Raw genomic sequence first — 18262 nt, 5'->3', positions numbered from 1 at the left:
GTCAAATGAACTTTCAACCGAGTTGTGAACTCACTGCACTTCGTGCACGTGCCACGATGTATGCTCAAATTCGCCAGTTTTTTGCTGCACGTGATGTGCTTGAAGTGGAAACACCTGTGCTTTCTCAAGCCGGTGTCACCGATGTGCATTTAGCATCGGTACAGGCTCAGCGCCATGTAAATGGTCAAAAGCAAACGCATTATTTGCAAACTTCACCTGAATTTGCCATGAAACGTCTGTTGGCAAGTGGTAGTGGGCCAATTTACCAAATCTGTAAAGTTTTCCGTGATGATGAGCATGGACGTAAACACAACAGTGAATTCACCATGTTGGAATGGTACCGTCCGGGTTTTAGCTTAAAAGACTTGATGTTTGAAGTGACGGACTTATTGAATGAAACTTTGAAACAACGCTTTGGTGAAGTTCGTCCGACTATTTTAAGCTATAAACATGCCTTTATGGATCGTTTGGATTTAAATCCGTTACAAGCTTCTTTACAAGATCTGAAAGATTGCTGTCGTCGTGTGGGGCTAAGCTTAGATCTGGGTGAAGACCGTTTAGGCTATATCGATTTATTGTTTTCGCATTATGTTGAGCCGAGCCTCGGTTTTGATACGCCAGTGTTCCTTACAGATTTTCCACCGGAAATGGCTTCTTTGGCGAAAACCCGTGTGGACGAAGATGGGGAGTTGGTTGCAGCACGATTTGAGCTGTATATCGAAGGTTTAGAGTTAGCGAATGCTTATGATGAACTGATTGATGCGGATGTTTTACGCCGTCGTTTTGAGGCGGATAATGCAGAGCGCGCTAAACTTGGCTTGCATGTGATGCCGATTGATGAATATTTGCTTGCTGCATTACCGTATATGAGTGAGTGTGCAGGTATAGCCTTAGGCATTGATCGATTGCTAATGGTGGCAACGAATCAGTTAAAACTTGAAAAAGTCATTAGTTTTCCAGCAGCTGTGTCATAAGTGAACTGAATAGCTGCTGTCTATAAATGCTTATACATTTTAGACAGCAGCATAGCTTTCAAATTTAAAAAGGCCTATCAACGTATAGATTGTGATTTAGCGATAATATGTCTAAATATTTATAAAAGATGCAATTTAATTACAGCAGAGTAGCTCAAATTTTATATAAATTATCAATGTCACAATAATAAAAAGAGTAATAAAGGCTATTTCAAGACCTTTATTTCTTTGAATTTTTTTATGATAGAAAACAATGCTGAGTGGGGAAAGAAAAAAGGAGACAATTATCGCCCACAGCCAGTTTAAATTTGGGCTTCTATCAATACTCCCGTCATTCTGTGTAGTCCAGTCTTGATGTGGATGAATAAAATCCACAGCAGCGCTCGCTAATAGAAAAATATTAATATAAAACATAACTCCCAAAACTATATAAAAAGGAATAGAGCTTATAAATGAACGCTTAATTATTAAGGAGCCTAGGGCTAACATTCCAAAAAATATCATGATGAGCTGTGGCAAACTTTTTAAAAGGGTTTGGGTAAAGCCCATCCCTACTAGGAGTCCGCAAAAGACAATAGCAATCAATATATTGGAAAGTTGTTTCTTCATTATTTTTATTCTTTTTACCAGTCTTAAATTGGGTTGAGTATCAGTATTTAATTTTCAGAGATGACACTAGATTATTTCAATTTTTCATTTATTTCAAAATACTTCGGCAGGCTTAACAGCAATGATGAAAGTCAATCCTCTCATTTCTGAGAGGATTTATTTTAAGCTGTAGGCGTGTTATGGCCGAGTTCATGCTTGAATTGTCCGATAGCTTCAATTCGTTTCTGAATCAACATTTCACCAATATCAGGGCCTTTCACATCTGAAGGTAAGTCAGAAGCCTTAATATTACGAACCACCTGCATGGCATCTAAAACGTATTGAGCTTGCGGATAGGCACGATCCTCTAAACCTAAGCGACCACGTGAATCACATTCACAGGCTTGTACAAAGGCCTCTACGCGTTCAGGACGGCGTAATACATCCATACGTTGTAACAGACGCCATAATGTTCCCGGTTTTAAACTCAGAGCTTGATGGCATTTTAAATGCTCTTTACACACTGAGATGGCCAATTGTTTGGTATTGGTGGGAACTCGCATACGGTCACAGATTTCGGTAACAGGTTTTACCCCACGCTCTTCATGCATGATATGGCGCGGTAACTCATCTACTGGAGTGAGTGCTTTACCCAAGTCGTGTACCAGTACAGCAAAACGAACATCCAAAGAATAATTTGCACGACACGCTTGTTGTAGCGACATCATGGTATGAATACCACAGTCTATTTCAGGATGATATTCAGGACGCTGTGGAATACCGTATAACGCATCAATTTCAGGGAATAAGACTTTTAAAGCGCCACAGGCTCTTAAGACTTCAAAATATTCATCTGCATGGTCTTCCATTAATGCACGGGATGTTTCCTTCCATACGCGTTCAGGTGTGAGGGCTTCAAGCTCGCCAGATTTGGCAAGCTCTTGCATCAGCGCAAGTGTTTCTTCAGCCACTTTAAAACCTAAAGCTTTATAACGTGCTGCAAAACGTGCAATCCGCAGAACTCGCAAAGGATCTTCGACGAAGGCATCAGACACATGGCGAAGGATGCGTCGCTCTAAATCTTGTTGACCATGGTAGGGATCATAAATTTGGCCAGCATCATCCATGGCAATCGCATTGATCGTGAGGTCACGTCGAATGAGATCTTGTTCGAGTGTGACATTGACGTCGGTATAAAATTCAAAGCCATGATACCCATGTCCAGACTTACGTTCTGTACGGGCTAAGGCATATTCGTCTTTGGTCTCTGGATGAAGAAAAACAGGGAAATCTTTACCCACAGGTTGATAACCTTGAGCAAGTAATTGTTCCGGCGTTGCACCGACAACGACATAATCTTTTTCGTGATAGGGGTGCCCGAGCAAGTGATCTCGAACTGCACCGCCTACTAAATAAACTTGCATGAAAAAACCTCTATTCTTAGAGCAATCATGCTACAGAACAGAGGTTTTCTCAAGTCACAAAGTGTGTTCAGGTCAACTAAATTAGAGAGCTAATTTTTCGTTTTCTTGAATCTCTGCAACAGTTAATGCAGTCATATTCACTAAACGGCGAGTTGTCGCTGTTGGCGTTAAAATATGAACAGGTTTTGCAGCACCCAAAAGAATTGGGCCAATCGTCACGTTACTACCTGAAGTTGATTTCAACAAGTTGAACGAAATGTTCGCTGCATCCAGATTAGGCATAATCAGCAAGTTCGCAGAACCTTTAAAACGTGAGTTCGGGTATGCGAAATGACGAATATTTTCATCCAGTGCGGCATCACCATGCATTTCACCTTCAACTTCAAGTTCTGGTGCAATTTCTGACAAAATATCATAAACCTTACGCATTTTTTGTGCGCTAGGATCATTTTGGTCAGAACCGAAACTTGAGTGAGAAAGCAATGCTACACGCGGCGTAATACCAAAACGGCGTACTTCTTCAGCCGCTAAAATAGTCATTTCAGCCAACTGTTCAGCTGTTGGATTACGGTTAATGTAAGTATCAGCAATAAACAAGTTACGGTCTTCAAGCATCAATGCATTCAGCGTAAAGAAGTTATTGCGGCCTTCTTTTAGTCCAATCACATTGCTGACAAAGTCTAAGTGAATGTCATAGCTAGAATAAGTACCACATAACATACCGTCAGCTACACCATGACGAACCAACATTGCCGCGATAAGTGTTGAACGACGACGTGCTTCACGCTGAGCGTATTCAGGCGTTACACCTTTACGTTGCATGATGCTGTAGTAATCGTCAGCAAACTTATCATAATCAGGGTTTTTCTCTTGATCGACGATAGTGATGTTCACGCCGTCTTCAAGACGTAGACCTAATTTTTTGATGTTTGCTTCAATGACTGCAGGACGGCCTACAAGAATTGGTTTTGCTAAACCTTCATCAACAGCAATTTGTACTGCGCGAAGTACACGTAAATCTTCACCTTCAGCATATGCAATACGTTTTGGATCAGTTTTCGCTTGCGCAAAAATTGGTTTCATCATGAATGCAGAGTTATAAACAAACTCAGACAAACGTTGACGATACGCAGAGAAGTCTTGAATTGGACGAGTTGCAACACCTGAATCCATCGCTGCTTGTGCAATTGCGGGTGCAATCTCAAGAATCAAACGTTGATCTAATGGGCGCGGAATGAGGTAATCACGACCAAATGAAGCAGATTTTTCACCATACGATGCAGCGTCTGCTTCAACATGCGCCATGCGAGCAATCGCATGTACACAAGCAATCTTCATTTCTTCATTAATCGTGGTTGCACCAACATCGAGTGCGCCACGGAAGATATAAGGGAAGCAAAGCGCATTGTTCACTTGGTTTGGATAGTCTGAACGACCAGTTGCCATAATCACGTCTGGACGTGCTTCATGTGCATGTTCAGGAAGAATTTCAGGGTCAGGGTTAGCAAGGGCAAAGATGATCGGATCTTTCGCCATGACTTTAACCATTTCTTTGGTTAAAATACCTGCTGCAGAAAGACCAAGGAACATGTCCGCACCTTCCATTACATCAGCAAGCTGAGAGCCTTCGATGTCTTGAACGTATGCCTTTTTCGACTCATCCAAGCCTTCACGTTTAGTCGTCAATAAACCGCGTGAATCTGCCACAACGATGTTTTCTTTTTTTACGCCAAGTGCGCAAAGTAAGTTCAAACATGAAAGGGCAGCAGCACCTGCGCCAGAAGCGACAATTTTGATTTCTTCAATTTTTTTGCCATTGAGTTGAAGTGCATTCAGTAATGCAGAACCCACAATGATCGATGTACCGTGTTGGTCATCATGGAACACAGGAATATTCATGCGTTCACGAAGTTTTTGCTCGATGTAGAAACACTCTGGGGCCTTGATGTCTTCAAGGTTGATACCACCAAAAGTTGGTTCTAATGCTGCAACGATATCTACGATTTTGTCTGGATCGTTTTCAGCAATTTCAATGTCAAAAACATCAACACCAGCGAATTTTTTGAATAGAACGCCTTTACCTTCCATAACAGGTTTTGACGCTAAAGGACCAATGTTACCTAAGCCCAGTACGGCTGTACCGTTACTGACTACAGCAACAAGATTACCGCGCGCTGTGTAAAGTGCAGCAGTAGATGGGTCGCGTTCAATTTCTAAACAAGGTGCAGCGACACCTGGCGAGTATGCGAGGGCTAAATCGTGTTGGTTGACCAATTGTTTGCTTGGTGTAACGCTGATTTTCCCCGGAGTTGGAAATTCGTGATAATACAAAGCCTGCTGTTTTAAAGATTGATCGTCCATCTGTATCTCGATTGTGTTTTGTTTATCCAATATAAAGCTGAAATGCTTGCTTTATCCGCTTGAATATAACATTAGTTGCACAGTTGGGACAGTCGAAGTCGCGTCTTTTTCAGACAATCTTATAGCTCAGGCATAGTGACTTATATTAAGTATGTATAAGCAGGCGAAGAGATATTATTTTCAAGGAACACGGTTGCCTCTTCTTGTGGCAATGGCTTAGAGAAAAAATAGCCTTGAGCAATGTCACATTCTAAGTCTTGTAGATACTGTAACTGTTGTTCGGTTTCAATCCCTTCAGCGACTACCGTCATGCCCATCGCTTTGCCCATGGCAATCATGGCACTGACGATGGCCAATTGTTTATTTTCACCAATTTTAGAGATAAAACTCCGGTCAATTTTTAAGATATCAATTGGGAAATCAGCTAGATAAGATAATGATGAGTAGCCCGTACCAAAGTCATCAAGTGAAATATTGATTTTACGTTTTTTGATTTCGTTTAACAGTTCACGTACTGAATCTAGATTTTCGACCAAAGAGGATTCGGTAATTTCCAGTTCTAAACTTGCTCCATCAATTTGATTGGCATCTATCGCTTCATCAAGATCATTTAACAATTGTCCACGGCGCAGTTGCTGCGCGACAATATTGACGGATACACAAATATTTTGATAACCCAAATTGTTCCAAAAACGAATTTGCTGTGCGGTTTTTTGCAGGACAAAACGCCCGATATCCGAAATTAAACTGGTTTGTTCTGCTAGAGGAATAAATAAGCCTGGTGGTATTAAGCCTTTTTCAGGGTGATTCCAACGCACCAAGGCTTCAAAACCATAAATATTTTTATCACGGAAATTAATCTTCGGTTGGTAATACACCACCAACTCATTATTTTGAATGGCTTTACGCAAGTCGCGTTCCAAGAAGATCCCCTGCTCTAATAATGCGGTATTTTCATTGGAATAATAACGAGTGGTGTTGCCACCTAAATTTTTTGCTTCGCTCAGCGCTTGTTCTGCACAATTATTCAGATAATCTAGCTGACGACCATGCTCAGGGTAGAACGCGACACCCATCGATAAAGTGATAACATGATCTTGGCCAAAAATATTAAATGGAATGCTAAAGGCTTTATTGATGCGTTCACAATGCTCTTGCACAGAAGGGCGGATATGTGAAATTTCATACACTATCGCAAAATCATCGCCATTTAAGTGTGCTACAAACAGAGCTTCGGCATTGGTTAGACGTAAACGCTGTGCGACTTGGCGTAACAGTTCGTCACCACCATTGTTGCTGAGATATTCATTTAATGGACGGAAACGGTCGATGTTTAAACGAATAACGGCCAACTGTTTAATCGAATCTTGCTGTGAAACTAAATATTGATGCAGTTGATAGTTGTAATAAAAACGGTTAGGTAAATCTGTTAAGGTGTCATAGTTTTCTAAATAAGATAAACGTTGTTCTTGCAATTTACGTTCTGTTAAATCTGAGACAATTCCAATGTAATGGGTGACGCGATTTTGATCATCGGTAATCGCATTAATATGCATCCATAGTGTCAGTTCTTTACCTGAAAGAAATTTTTCGTGCAATTCACCATCATACTCACCAATTTTCAGCACTTGCTTAATGATCGAATAGTGCATACTACGTTGAATTGATTTGTAATTTGCAGTGATATCAAAAAGATGTTTACCAATAATTTGGTCGTAGTTAAAGCCGGTTAATTGTTCGTAAAATGGATTGACTTCGATATAGCACAGCTCTTCATTTAAAATGAAAATCCCTTCAGCAGCTTGTTCGAGTACACTGGCTGCAAGTTTTAAACGTTCTTGAGACGTCCGTTCCTGATGAATGTCACGACGAATACCGACCATGCGCAAGGGCTTACGGTTATCTGGATCGCGTTGAATGACCCGCCCAATATCATGTACCCAACTCCATTTTCCTTGACTGTTTTGAATTCGATAGGTGGCCTCATAACGATCTTTAAATCCACGTAGATGTTGAATCATTGCCGACTTAAAATGAGGAATATCATCAGGATGGATCACATGCTGTAACTGTTGCTGATGCTCTTTCGAATGCCTTAGGGTTTTTTCTTGCTTATAGTTGGTGACAACGATTTTACGATCTTTGATATTCCAATCCCAAGGGCGTAAACCTGCAATTTCATGCGCAAGGACTAAATTGGCTTGTTGGTTTTCTAAATCCTTGTTCATTTGCTCAATGTCGAAGGTCCGCTCTTTGACTTTCTGTTCAAGGATTTGGTTACCCAGTTGTAGCTGTAATTCGATGTCTCGTGATTTGTTGACTTCATCTTGGAGCTGCTGACACAGTTCATCAGTCCATTTGACTTGTTGCTTCGCACTATCGACCAGTAGGTTATTTTTAGCATGTAATGTCGATACACGACGATGAATTCGATATGACGTCATGGCGCACATTAAAATCACAATGAGCCCAAAATTAATACTCAGGCTAAATAAGTGATTTGAACCATCTAAGAAAAAAAATTGTGCAATCAGATACGGCACGATAGACGGGATAAAGGCTAAACAAAAATAATTGAGTTTTTGCGTTAAATAGGTCAAACCAAAGGTTTGCGTCACGATCAAGAGTAGGGCGGAGAGCGTTAAGGCCTGAATCGGTTCAAAGCTTTGATTGGTCGCAGGTAAATAGTAAAAAATTAAAAAGATACCGCTCGCAATCAGTGTGCCGACAGAAAAACACTGAAACTGTAACCAACGATGCGCAATCATCAGTGAATATTGTTCAGGTTTAAAATAAACGGTGCTAATCAGCCAGCATAAACTGACAAAAACTTCGGTAAAAATAAACCAAATATTGAAATATAAAGATGGCGATTTATAAAAAATTTGATATATCGAAAAAATATATAAGCAAATAATCAGGATACTGACTAAAAAATAGCGGCTATGGCGAATCGTGTTCGCAATTTGAGCAGTATGATTGTACTGCTTGATATATTCATCTTGTTTATACGTCATGAATATAAAAACCCTGCCTTAGCCAAATTTAGATCGTTGTATTTGTATTGTTCCTGAGAATATTTGTTTATTCTTAGTAACAAATCATTTGTTTTTATTGACTCTAGGGTAATTGCGTTACAAATAAAAAGCAATATCGAGGATGTCATCATTGATGCTTTCAGATGAACTATCGAGTAAAAATTAAATAAATTTATAATTTAAAATTGAAAGTGCAACTACAGGTGCAGTTTCTGTGCGAAGGACACGTTCACCGATACACCAGTTCACAAAACCTTTCTCATTTGCTGCGCTGATCTCGGCTTCGCTCAAGCCACCTTCAGGGCCTATCAGTAAGGCAAATTGTGGGTCAGCATCAGCTAATACATCAACTTCATCTTTATTGGGTGCGAGTACCAACTTGGTAGTCGGAAGATTACTCTCCAGCCATTTTTCAAGAGAAAGGGGCGCAAGTACTTTAGGGACAATGTTGAGACCACATTGTTCACATGCAGCAATGGCAATACCTTGCCAATGGTCGAGTTTCTTTTGATCACGATCGTACTTCAAACGCATTTCACAACGTTCGGATGTGAGTAGTTGAATTTCAGAAACACCGAGTTCAACCGCTTTTTGAATCGCATAATCCATGCGGTCGCCTTTGCTCATCACTTGACCCAAGAGTGCCGTAAAATGTGGTGTGCGATTGCTTGGATTGAATTGCAAAACTTGGACGGCAGCCGACTTTTTAGCGACTTCAACCAATTCAACATGGTATTCGCCACCTTGCCCATTGAACAAAGTGGCAGTTTCGCCCACGTGAGCACGTAAAACTTTTACCCAGTGATGAAACACTGTTTCCGTTAATTCAACAGTCGTATCAACAGTTAAATCAGCTTCAATATAAAAACGTGGCATTAAAGTTTTACTCTCAAATAGGTCGAAATGTCTTATGCAAGACCGAGGTCTTTCACAAGTTGGCGTGTAGGGTCAGTGGTGTTCATGGTATAGAAGTGCAAGCTTGGCGCACCACCAGCAATCAGGCGTTCGCAAAGTTTTACAATCACTTCATGACCAAAGGCTTTGATCGATGCTGTGTCGTCGCCATAAGTCGCAAGCTGTTTACGAATCCAGCGAGGAATTTCTGCACCTGTACCATCTGCAAAGCGGATTAAGTTGCTTGCATTGGTAATCGGCATAATGCCTGGAGCAACAGGAATATTCACGCCTTCTTTTTGAATGCGCTCTACAAAGTAGAAGTATGCATCTGGATTAAAGAAGAACTGTGTGAGTGCTGCATTTGCGCCTGCATTGGCTTTATCGCAGAAACGTTTGATGTCGAGATCAAAGCTGTCTGCTTGCGGATGCATTTCAGGGTAAGCAGCCACTTCGATTTTGAAGTGATCACCAGTATGTTCACGGATGAAACGCACAAGATCTGTTGCATAAGGCAATTCGCCTAAGCCCACCTGACCAGAGGGCAAGTCACCGCGCAGCGCAACAATACGGTCAATGCCTTGTGACTTATACAAATCCAGCAATTCGGCAATACGTTCTTTGCTGTCACCAATACAAGACAGGTGAGGGGCAACAGGTGTGCCTTTACCGTTGAAGTCGTTCAATGTAGACAAAGTACGTTCACGGGTAGAACCGCCTGCACCGTATGTTACAGAGAAAAATTCAGGATTTAATAATTGTAGTTCTTGGTGTACAACTTTAAGTTTTTCCGCGCCCGCATCAGTTTTGGTCGGGAAGAACTCAAAGGAAATAGGAATCTGTTTTGACATGTTCAAATCCTTTTTTTATAAATACTTTTATTTAAAAAAATCCCCTCATCCTAACCTTCTCCCAGAGGGAGAAGGGACTTCCATTATGAAAGTAATAGTTATTTGGAGTTAACAACAAATTTGCTTTCACAATGAAGAGTTCCCTCTCTTGCGCTGAGCTTCAAAGCAGTGCTTGAAGCACGCTCAGGAGAGGGTTAGGGAGAGGTATTTATAAAACTTAGTATTTATAAGCCTCAGCTTTGAACGGGCCTTCAACTTGAACACCGAGGTAGTCCGCTTGTTCTTGAGTCAAAGTCGTCAATACGCCGCCGAAACCTGCAACCATTGCAGCAGCAACTTCTTCGTCTAATTTCTTAGGAATAAGTTCTACACGGATTGCAGCTTGTTTTTGATCTTCAGGAAGATCAGCAAATTTTTCAGCGAATAGGTGCATTTGACCCAATACTTGGTTGGCAAAAGAACCATCCATAATACGTGAAGGGTGACCGGTTGCATTACCAAGGTTCACCAAACGGCCTTCTGAAAGAAGGATTAAGTAATCATTTTCATTTTCTGAACGATACACTTGGTGAACTTGTGGCTTAACTTCAACCCACTTATAACCACGTAAGTAATTTGTGTCGATTTCAGTATCGAAATGACCGATGTTACAAACTACAGCGCCAGCTTTTAATGAATCAAGCATTGCAGCGTCACATACGTGGTAGTTACCAGTTGTTGTTACGATCAAGTCAGTATTTTGAAGAAGATCAAGGTTGATGTCTTCTTTCTTACCCGTTTGAATGCCATTTTTATACGGAGCAACAACTTCGAAACCGTCCATGCATGCTTGCATTGCACAGATAGGGTCAACTTCAGTGACACGTACAATCATGCCTTCTTGACGAAGTGATTGAGCAGAACCTTTACCTACGTCACCATAACCGACTACAAGCGCACGACGACCAGATAAAAGCATATCTGTACCACGTTTGATTGCATCGTTAAGTGAGTGACGGCAGCCGTATTTGTTGTCGTTTTTAGACTTAGTGACAGAGTCATTTACGTTAATCGCTGGAACTTTTAAAGTACCGTCGCGGTGCATTTCGTAAAGACGTTGAACACCTGTAGTGGTTTCTTCTGTAATACCGTGAATTTTAGCAATCACTTCTGGGTATTTTTCGTGAACAAGTGCAGTTAAGTCACCGCCATCGTCCAGAATCATGTTGGCATCCCAAGGCGTACCATTCACATTAATTTGCTGTTCAAGACACCACATGTATTCTTCTTCAGTTTCGCCTTTCCAAGCAAATACAGGAATACCTGCAGCAGCGATTGCAGCAGCAGCGTGGTCTTGAGTAGAGAAGATGTTGCATGAAGTCCAGCGAACTTCTGCACCTAATTCAACTAGAGTTTCAATTAAAACTGCAGTTTGAATGGTCATGTGGATACAGCCAAGGATTTTCGCGCCAGCAAGCGGTTTAGCCGCTGCATAGCGTTTGCGAAGACCCATTAGGGCTGGCATTTCTGCTTCTGCGAGTTTGATTTCTTTACGGCCGTAGTCAGCTAGTGAAATGTCGGCAACTTTGTAATCTGTAAATGAAGCATTAACCGCGTTCATCACGATCTCCTTAATAAAAACAATTGATCATTCAGTTCGCGGATGCCGTTGTTGATTGGAACGAGTGTCCAACCGAATCGTCGAGCCTAGCGATCTTATATTTAGTGCCTATAAGAAAGTCGCAGCATCCCTCGACTAGCGGAGTATTGTACTTGGAAATAGAGTGAGTTCCAATCAAAAATTGGTTAATATGTAGATGAATAATCTGATAATAAAAAGATAATAACGTACATATCATGAATATATTAAAATTTAATATTTTCCTAGTTTTACTCGTATCTTCACAAGCTGTCTCAGCAAGGCGAGGCGACTTTTCACCACAAGATATTTTTTTTCTGCCTTTAATTTTGATTGGGGTTTTATCCTTATTTAAATTTTCAGGCTTTATTGAAAATTATACGAAAGGCTTAAATTTAACCCTTAGAGTAGTCATAAAAGCAGTGAGTTTTATTATTTTGATTGGCATCATTGCCCTTATAATTATCGGGATAGGGCTAATTTCTGAGTATATTCCTGAAAAATGGTCGATGATATTCTAGTGCAATTTTAAATATAAAAAATTGGAAGCTAATAATGAAAAAATTAACTGCATTCATATGCTTGTGTTTTTCAGCACTAACATATGCCAACGATTCAACAGGCTATGTGGCAACGGGAGGGGTGCAGTACCTGAAAAATAAAGACATTCAAATGTTCAGTGAAGACCTGTTTATCAGTAAAAAAATGATCAAGGTCGATTATCAGTTTAAAAATCTGAGCAATCAAGATGTGATTGAAACGGTCTTATTTCCGTTGCCAAAAGTTAAAAACTTCTTTGAATCAGATTTTGCCAATACAGAAAAGTTGCTCAAACGTTTTAAAGTTCAAGTGAATGGAAAAACGATTCAGCCTGAAATGCATGTGCGCACTTTTATTCAAAAAGATGAAAAAACAGCCCCGATTGATATGACGGAGAGTTTTAAGCAATGCGGGTTTACGGAAAAAGACATGCTGAATCCGTGGAGCAGGCAAGATGATGAATATGAAACTTTCGAGGAAAAACTCAGAAACTGTAAAAATGCAGCTTTGCAAAAAGTTTTGCCCAAAGATCCGAGTGAAGTCATTTCATGGTCATCTCAGGTAATTTACAGCTGGAAGCAAACCTTTAAAGCCAAAGCATTTACTCGCGTACAGCATCAATATGCACCGCTGGTGGGTGGCTCTGTGGCGTTATATCCAGATGAGTATAATCAACAATTTTGTATGGATAAAAACTTTAAGGCAGGACTCAGAAAGGCCAAATCACAGCATGCACCATTTCAAGCACTGGGCTATATCTTAAAAACAGGTGCCAATTGGGCAAAACCTATTCAAGATTTTAAGCTGACTATTGAGCGGGATGCTAACGAACTGGTTTCATTTTGCTGGGCAGGTAAAGTCAAAAAACTGAGCGCTACGCAGTTTCAAATGGTTGAAAAGAATTTTGTACCTAAACAAGATTTGGACATTATTTTTGTGCATGTGAAATCAGGTCTGGATTAAAACTTGCAGGCAAAACCACTTTGATTTGTTTATCATCGTCCATAAGCAATTTTGAGTTTTGATATATGTCGATGGAAATACCTGATGAGTTGGCAAATTTAGAAGCCAACGGTGGCATTTATGCGGTGTGGATGTTGCTGCAGCACTTAGGCATAGATGCAGATATTCAGCAACTCATCGAAGTTTGCGCTTATGACGCTGACCATGGCACAACAACCATTGGTTTAGCTGTAGGACTGAAAAAGTTTGGTTTTCAAGTAAAGTTTTACACAGAGCATGATCCTGAGCTGCAGGACAGTGAAAAACGCAGTTATGCAGAAGCAGACCAATTGGAACTGCCTATATTGCCTGCAATTGGCTATGCACAAATTCAGCAGGCTTTTGAACAAAATCAGTTTGTGATTGTGTATTACGATACTCTAGAGGGCGTGGGGAACCATTCTTTGGTGTATGACATTGACGAAACTGAAATTAGTTTCTTTGACAGCTTTGATGCCATGCCAGCAGACGTATTTGAACAGCAGCGTGGAGCAGAAGGCATTTGCCGACAAGTCATTACTGTTGACGTAAATAGCTATGTAGCGAGCTGAGCCATTTTGTTAAAAGCAAAAAGCCCATCATGAGATGGGCTTTATTTTTTAGAAAATAATTGGATTACTGCTCAGCCACATTGGCTTTTTCATTCCAAAAATCTGCTTTTTCTTCATCAGCGTCGATGCCTAATCCATTGGCATAAATAAAAGCTAAATCACGCATGGCTTGAACTTCACCTAATTTTGCAGATTGTTCAACCAGTTCAATGGATTTAGCAACATCTTTTTCCACCACATCGCCGCGACGGTAAAAATTGGCCAATTCTAAAATTGCAGCAGGATGGTCATGTTTTGCCGCTTGTTCTAACCAGCGGTGTGCATGCTCAAAATAGGTATTAGATTCTTCAGGATCTTCTTCGAGCATATCTTTGGCATAGACTGCATAACCTTCACCCAGCCAATACATTGCTTCTACATGACCTAACTGAGCTGCTTTGAGTGCCCATTCTTCAGCAAGTTCAACATGCTCATCATTTTCACTTTGCATATAAATTTCAGCCAGTTCAAATTGAGCATCTTTATTACCTGCCATAGCGCGGTTATATAAAGCAGGAGAGATTGAAAGTTCAGACATGTGTAATCCAAAAGAGCAGAATAGGCATAGCCTAATCGGTTGGCATGAAAAAAGCCAATCCGAAGATTGGCTTTCAATGTTTAGAGAATGTCGTCTAAAGAATTAAAATTTCAATAACACTGCTGACAATACAAAGATGACAACTAAAGCACCAATAATTTTCCAAAAATATTCAGCGATATAACTAATACATAGCCCGACAAATAAAGCCGCAATGGTCAGCGCGCCAAAGCAATAACTGATGTTATTGCTCGGCGTGCCAAGTGAGAGGCAAAGTAGTAAGGCGATGATCAATAGCGCCCAGCCGACTAGCGTGGCTAAGCGTGTTTGGCCCACACTTAACTCTTTGCTGTAGAACTGCTTTTGATGTTTAGACATGCTGCATGCCAAGGCAAAAAAACCTAAGCTACTCAGTGCCCAAATCAGGAGAAAGAACATCATGCTTCAACCTCCTTTGTGCCACGTGCTTTTTTAACATGCAGCCCTTTATGCTTTTTCACTTTGTAAAATGAATAGGCAAACAAGATAGCCAAAAGCCACATTGCAAGATCAAAGGATGCAATCATCCATTGGCCATTTGCCATGGTATTCCAAAGCGCTTGACCACCAGTCATGAAGTTTACAATTGGCAGTAAGGCAAAAATTGCTGTGGCAAAAGCTAAAAGTTCCAGCCACGCTTGACGGTGCGTACGGAACATCGCATAAACGAGCGTCAGTAGCCAAACAATAAAGAAACTACGAATTTCTAATTCCGAACGGTTTTCAAGCTGTGCGGGAATAAAACGGTTGGCATAGAAAAATGCTGCACAGGCAATGGGTAAACCAATAATCGCTGCAATATTGGTCACTTCAACCGTGCGGTAGCCAAATGATTTAAAGCCTTGTTTCTGCTGTTGAGGCGCACGTTTTACACACCACAGAATGAGACCTGTAGCGACCATCAGGGTGCCTACAATCCCTGAAATAAACAGCAGCCAACGTAGTGCTAAATCTACACCGCGTGCTTCATGTAGCGTGGTCACTACATTGTAAATACCCATCGGTACAGAAGCGTGCTTTAACTTGGCACTTTTGTCAGTTAAGTCTTTGCCTGTTACGCCATCAAATTGTTTACTTGCATAGACATTTCGATATGCAACACTTTCACCATGTAAGGCGCGTAGCTCAATTTTAGCTTGGTCTGTATTCGGTGCAATGATGCTAACGATACTAATAGGATTAGTTTTCCATTCAGCCTGAACCGCAGTCACGATTGGTGCTAAGTTGGTCAGCGGCGCAGCAACAACAGGTTGCTCTTCACGTTTAGAGCGACGATCTCCTCGACCTTCACCACGGCCCTCAGCGCGATTTTCACCTGGGTTTTGTGCAGAATTGGCACGGGCTTGCTGTGGGCGTTCGCCACGTTCTTCGCGTCCTTGAGCAGATTCACGTCCTTCAGGTTTATTTTCTTGAACCAAGGCACGATTTTGTTCTTGTAAAAATTGTCCACGGTTTTCATAAATACGCTCAATCCCCCAAGGCATGATCGTAAATAACAGCAGCAACAGGCCACTAAAGGTGATCATGATGTGGAAGGGAAGCGCAAATACTGCGGTTGCATTATGTGCATCGAGCCAAGAACGTTGTCCTTTGCCTGAACGGAAGGTAAAGAAATCTTTAAAGATTTTTTTATGAGTAATCACACCACTAATGATGGCAACTAACATCAACAGTGTGGCTATCCCGATAAACCATCGTGTCCACATACGTGGCATGCCATATAGTTCGAAATGGAAACGATAGAGAAAATTACCACCACGCGTATCGCGCGGCTCAAGCACTTCACCTGTAGCACTATCAATGTAGATTTGTTTACCACCACGGCGTGCGCGAGGGTCTTCACCTTGTTCACGCACGGTAATTAAGGTGGCATTTTGACGCGTATTCGGCAGCAAAATATTCCAAGCACCTGCATTCGGATGATTTTGCTGTAAATAATTCAGTGCGACTTCAGTTTGTTGGACTTGTGAACTGGCTGGAACAGATTGATGCAGCTCAGGAGTCATCCAGACATTGATTTCATTTTTAAAGAAGCTCAGGGTTCCGGTCAGGAAAATAGCATACAGCAACCAACCTAAGATTAGGCTAGCCCATGTATGCAGCCAAGACATGGACTGGCGCGGTCCCTCTACTTTTGCATCAACACGCATTTTAGCTTCCCATCATCATGTAAATGGCATACAAACACACCGCAGGGATCACAATGCCTAAAGTTGCTTTGAGGGTTTTATTCACCATAAAGACCCAAATAAATGCACAGCTCCACAGGATAAACGCAATTAAAGTTGCACTCATGGCTGCAGTTCCACGGTCTTCGCTAAACACATCTGCGATCACGATGGCAGATAGCATCGCGACAACATATCCGCCCACTAAAGCGAGGGCAAAGCGATAGAAAATCATCAAGCGATAGGTCAATAGAGAGGGGGTGTCTTTACGCGTTTTAGGCAGCGCAGATGTGAGGGGGGTCACGAGTGCCTCAGGTGGTGAGCTATTCATAAAATACTTAAGCGCTTGGAAATTGTATTAAAGCTAATCTAAATGATAACAATTATTATTAATAATTAAAATAATGTATTCACAAAATTATTGATTTTTCAGCATGCTGAGTTGAAGTTGAATTAAAAAAGAGGGAAATAAAGGCAAAAAAATAGCGACCGAAGTCGCTATTTTAGAATGCAAGAATGCTTAAATGTCTACATTATTGCTCTTGTTGAATGCCTGCAACTAACCAGTCTTGATCAGAACCCGCAGGTTTAACAAAATGCCATACTTCAGCAAATGGCTGTGGCAGGCTATTTAAGTCTTCACTAACAGTACCTGTAAAACGCACACTTACAACGTATTGACCATTTTCGTTAGCAGAATCGACCACCATAGCATTTAAGTTAGAAAACTCAGCAACGTCTTCGTCTTTATTCGCCATAATGTCGTTATACATAGACTGGTAAAGATCAGGCGTTAAGTAACGCTGAATTTCAGAAATGTTGCTTGCCGTATTCATCGATTGAATGTGGTTAAAACGCTGACGTGCAACACGTAAAAATGTTGCTGGTTCTGTACCATCAGGCAATTGATTGCCGCTGTTGGTATAGGCAGCACCAAAAGGCGCATTCGTTGCAGCAGCTGCACCAAATGGAGCATTTGAAGCTGCTGAATTACCGCCTACAGAATTACCAAAAATATTCGTATTGTCATTACCTGCACGAGGTGCAGCATTTTGTTGGCCAAACGGTGCATTGTTTGCACCGCTGTTTGGCGCATACGGATTGTTAGCGGCTAGTTTTTTTTTTGCGCCCATCTTACGGAAAATGAAGAAGGCAACAGCAGCGGCAAGTAAAATCCAGATCCAGCCTGGAATACCACCTTTCTCTTCCTGTTGTTGAGCTTGCGCTTCAGAAGCTGCTTGACCATTGTTGTCATCGGCCATCGCATTTGCAGCGACTGCACCAATTGCAGCACCAGCCACACCAGCAGCAACCATTCCGCCCACATTCGAGCCAGATTTTGCTGGAGCGCCAGCAGTTGCAGGCTGTTGAACAGGAGCAGATTGACGAGGTTGCTGATAAGACTGAGTTGGAGCAGCTTGACGGCTCATACCATGGCTTTTACCACCACCGGCACGTTTCGCTTCTGCAATCGGCGCTACCAAAAGGGCTGCTGTTAAAAGAGCAGTCATCAAACCACGCTGTCGAACTTCCATCAAATTTTCCTATATCTATATAAAGTTAAAATAGCCATCTAGTTATGCCGCCATTTTTATTGAATTTCAATAGAACATCGGTAAAAAATTGAAAATTCATTC

Annotated in this window: 16 protein-coding genes; 4 read left to right on the top strand and 12 right to left on the bottom strand. The window is 41.3% G+C overall.

Going from position 1 to position 18262, the window contains the following annotated elements; genetic code table 11:
* Positions 1–5 precede the first annotated feature (5 nt).
* Positions 6–974 carry an EF-P lysine aminoacylase EpmA gene (gene epmA / locus FTU17_RS02715; RefSeq protein WP_373684051.1) on the top strand — a complete coding sequence of 323 codons (969 nt, stop codon included), beginning with the start codon at positions 6–8 and terminating at the stop codon, positions 972–974.
* A 135-nt stretch (positions 975–1109) separates the two neighbouring features.
* On the opposite strand, the gene FTU17_RS02710 is transcribed toward epmA, so the two are convergent.
* The 7 genes from FTU17_RS02710 to ahcY all read right to left on the bottom strand — a co-directional run bounded on the left by FTU17_RS02710 (position 1110) and on the right by ahcY (position 11730).
* Positions 1110–1583, bottom strand: coding sequence for a hypothetical protein (locus FTU17_RS02710; RefSeq protein ID WP_111883903.1), 474 nt, complete (start codon positions 1581–1583; stop codon positions 1110–1112).
* 161 nt (positions 1584–1744) lie between these two features.
* Positions 1745–2986 (bottom strand): multifunctional CCA addition/repair protein, encoded by a 1242-nt coding sequence (locus FTU17_RS02705; protein ID WP_180116885.1) that lies wholly within the window; start codon positions 2984–2986, stop codon positions 1745–1747.
* Between the two features lie 81 nt (positions 2987–3067).
* Positions 3068–5347: an NADP-dependent malic enzyme gene (locus FTU17_RS02700; protein ID WP_078192090.1), complete on the bottom strand. Its 2280-nt coding sequence runs from the start codon at positions 5345–5347 to the stop codon at positions 3068–3070.
* A gap of 140 nt (positions 5348–5487) precedes the next feature.
* On the bottom strand, positions 5488–8364 hold the full coding sequence (locus tag FTU17_RS02695) for an EAL domain-containing protein (RefSeq protein WP_180134622.1): 2877 nt from the start codon (positions 8362–8364) through the stop codon (positions 5488–5490).
* A 183-nt stretch (positions 8365–8547) separates the two neighbouring features.
* Positions 8548–9261: a 16S rRNA (uracil(1498)-N(3))-methyltransferase gene (locus FTU17_RS02690; RefSeq protein WP_180106419.1), complete on the bottom strand. Its 714-nt coding sequence runs from the start codon at positions 9259–9261 to the stop codon at positions 8548–8550.
* 32 nt (positions 9262–9293) lie between these two features.
* On the bottom strand, positions 9294–10130 hold the full coding sequence (metF, locus tag FTU17_RS02685) for a methylenetetrahydrofolate reductase [NAD(P)H] (protein WP_168378282.1): 837 nt from the start codon (positions 10128–10130) through the stop codon (positions 9294–9296).
* A gap of 217 nt (positions 10131–10347) precedes the next feature.
* Complete coding sequence (ahcY, locus tag FTU17_RS02680; protein ID WP_168378281.1) at positions 10348–11730, bottom strand: adenosylhomocysteinase; 1383 nt, start codon at positions 11728–11730, stop codon at positions 10348–10350.
* Between the two features lie 236 nt (positions 11731–11966).
* Here ahcY and FTU17_RS02675 point away from each other — a divergent pair, with 236 nt between their 5' ends.
* The 3 genes from FTU17_RS02675 to FTU17_RS02665 all read left to right on the top strand — a co-directional run bounded on the left by FTU17_RS02675 (position 11967) and on the right by FTU17_RS02665 (position 13841).
* Positions 11967–12269: a hypothetical protein gene (locus FTU17_RS02675; protein WP_111883908.1), complete on the top strand. Its 303-nt coding sequence runs from the start codon at positions 11967–11969 to the stop codon at positions 12267–12269.
* 34 nt (positions 12270–12303) lie between these two features.
* A complete protein-coding gene (locus tag FTU17_RS02670) occupies positions 12304–13251 on the top strand; it encodes a DUF4424 family protein (RefSeq protein ID WP_180134621.1) in 948 nt (315 codons plus the stop codon).
* 65 nt (positions 13252–13316) lie between these two features.
* Positions 13317–13841: a cysteine peptidase family C39 domain-containing protein gene (locus FTU17_RS02665; protein WP_180110359.1), complete on the top strand. Its 525-nt coding sequence runs from the start codon at positions 13317–13319 to the stop codon at positions 13839–13841.
* Positions 13842–13905: 64 nt separating this feature from the next.
* On the opposite strand, the gene FTU17_RS02660 is transcribed toward FTU17_RS02665, so the two are convergent.
* The 5 genes from FTU17_RS02660 to FTU17_RS02640 form a co-directional block, all read right to left on the bottom strand.
* The gene (locus FTU17_RS02660) at positions 13906–14418 is read right to left on the bottom strand and encodes a tetratricopeptide repeat protein (protein ID WP_180134620.1); all 513 of its coding nucleotides are present in this window, start codon (positions 14416–14418) and stop codon (positions 13906–13908) included.
* 102 nt (positions 14419–14520) lie between these two features.
* A complete protein-coding gene (locus tag FTU17_RS02655) occupies positions 14521–14859 on the bottom strand; it encodes a DUF3325 family protein (protein WP_180134619.1) in 339 nt (112 codons plus the stop codon).
* Positions 14856–16607: a PepSY domain-containing protein gene (locus FTU17_RS02650; protein WP_180134618.1), complete on the bottom strand. Its 1752-nt coding sequence runs from the start codon at positions 16605–16607 to the stop codon at positions 14856–14858. The genes FTU17_RS02655 and FTU17_RS02650 overlap by 4 nt, the downstream gene beginning before the upstream one ends.
* A gap of 1 nt (position 16608) precedes the next feature.
* Positions 16609–16956 (bottom strand): hypothetical protein, encoded by a 348-nt coding sequence (locus FTU17_RS02645; RefSeq protein ID WP_180116889.1) that lies wholly within the window; start codon positions 16954–16956, stop codon positions 16609–16611.
* A gap of 202 nt (positions 16957–17158) precedes the next feature.
* Positions 17159–18160, bottom strand: coding sequence for a Tim44 domain-containing protein (locus FTU17_RS02640; RefSeq protein WP_078192078.1), 1002 nt, complete (start codon positions 18158–18160; stop codon positions 17159–17161).
* Between the last annotated feature and the right edge of the window lie 102 nt (positions 18161–18262).

Source organism: Acinetobacter sp. YH12070 (genome assembly GCF_013419625.1).
Classification (GTDB): domain Bacteria; phylum Pseudomonadota; class Gammaproteobacteria; order Pseudomonadales; family Moraxellaceae; genus Acinetobacter; species Acinetobacter amyesii.
The sequence above is the reverse complement of the archived record's forward strand: the minus strand, read 5'-3'. Positions and strand labels throughout refer to the sequence as shown.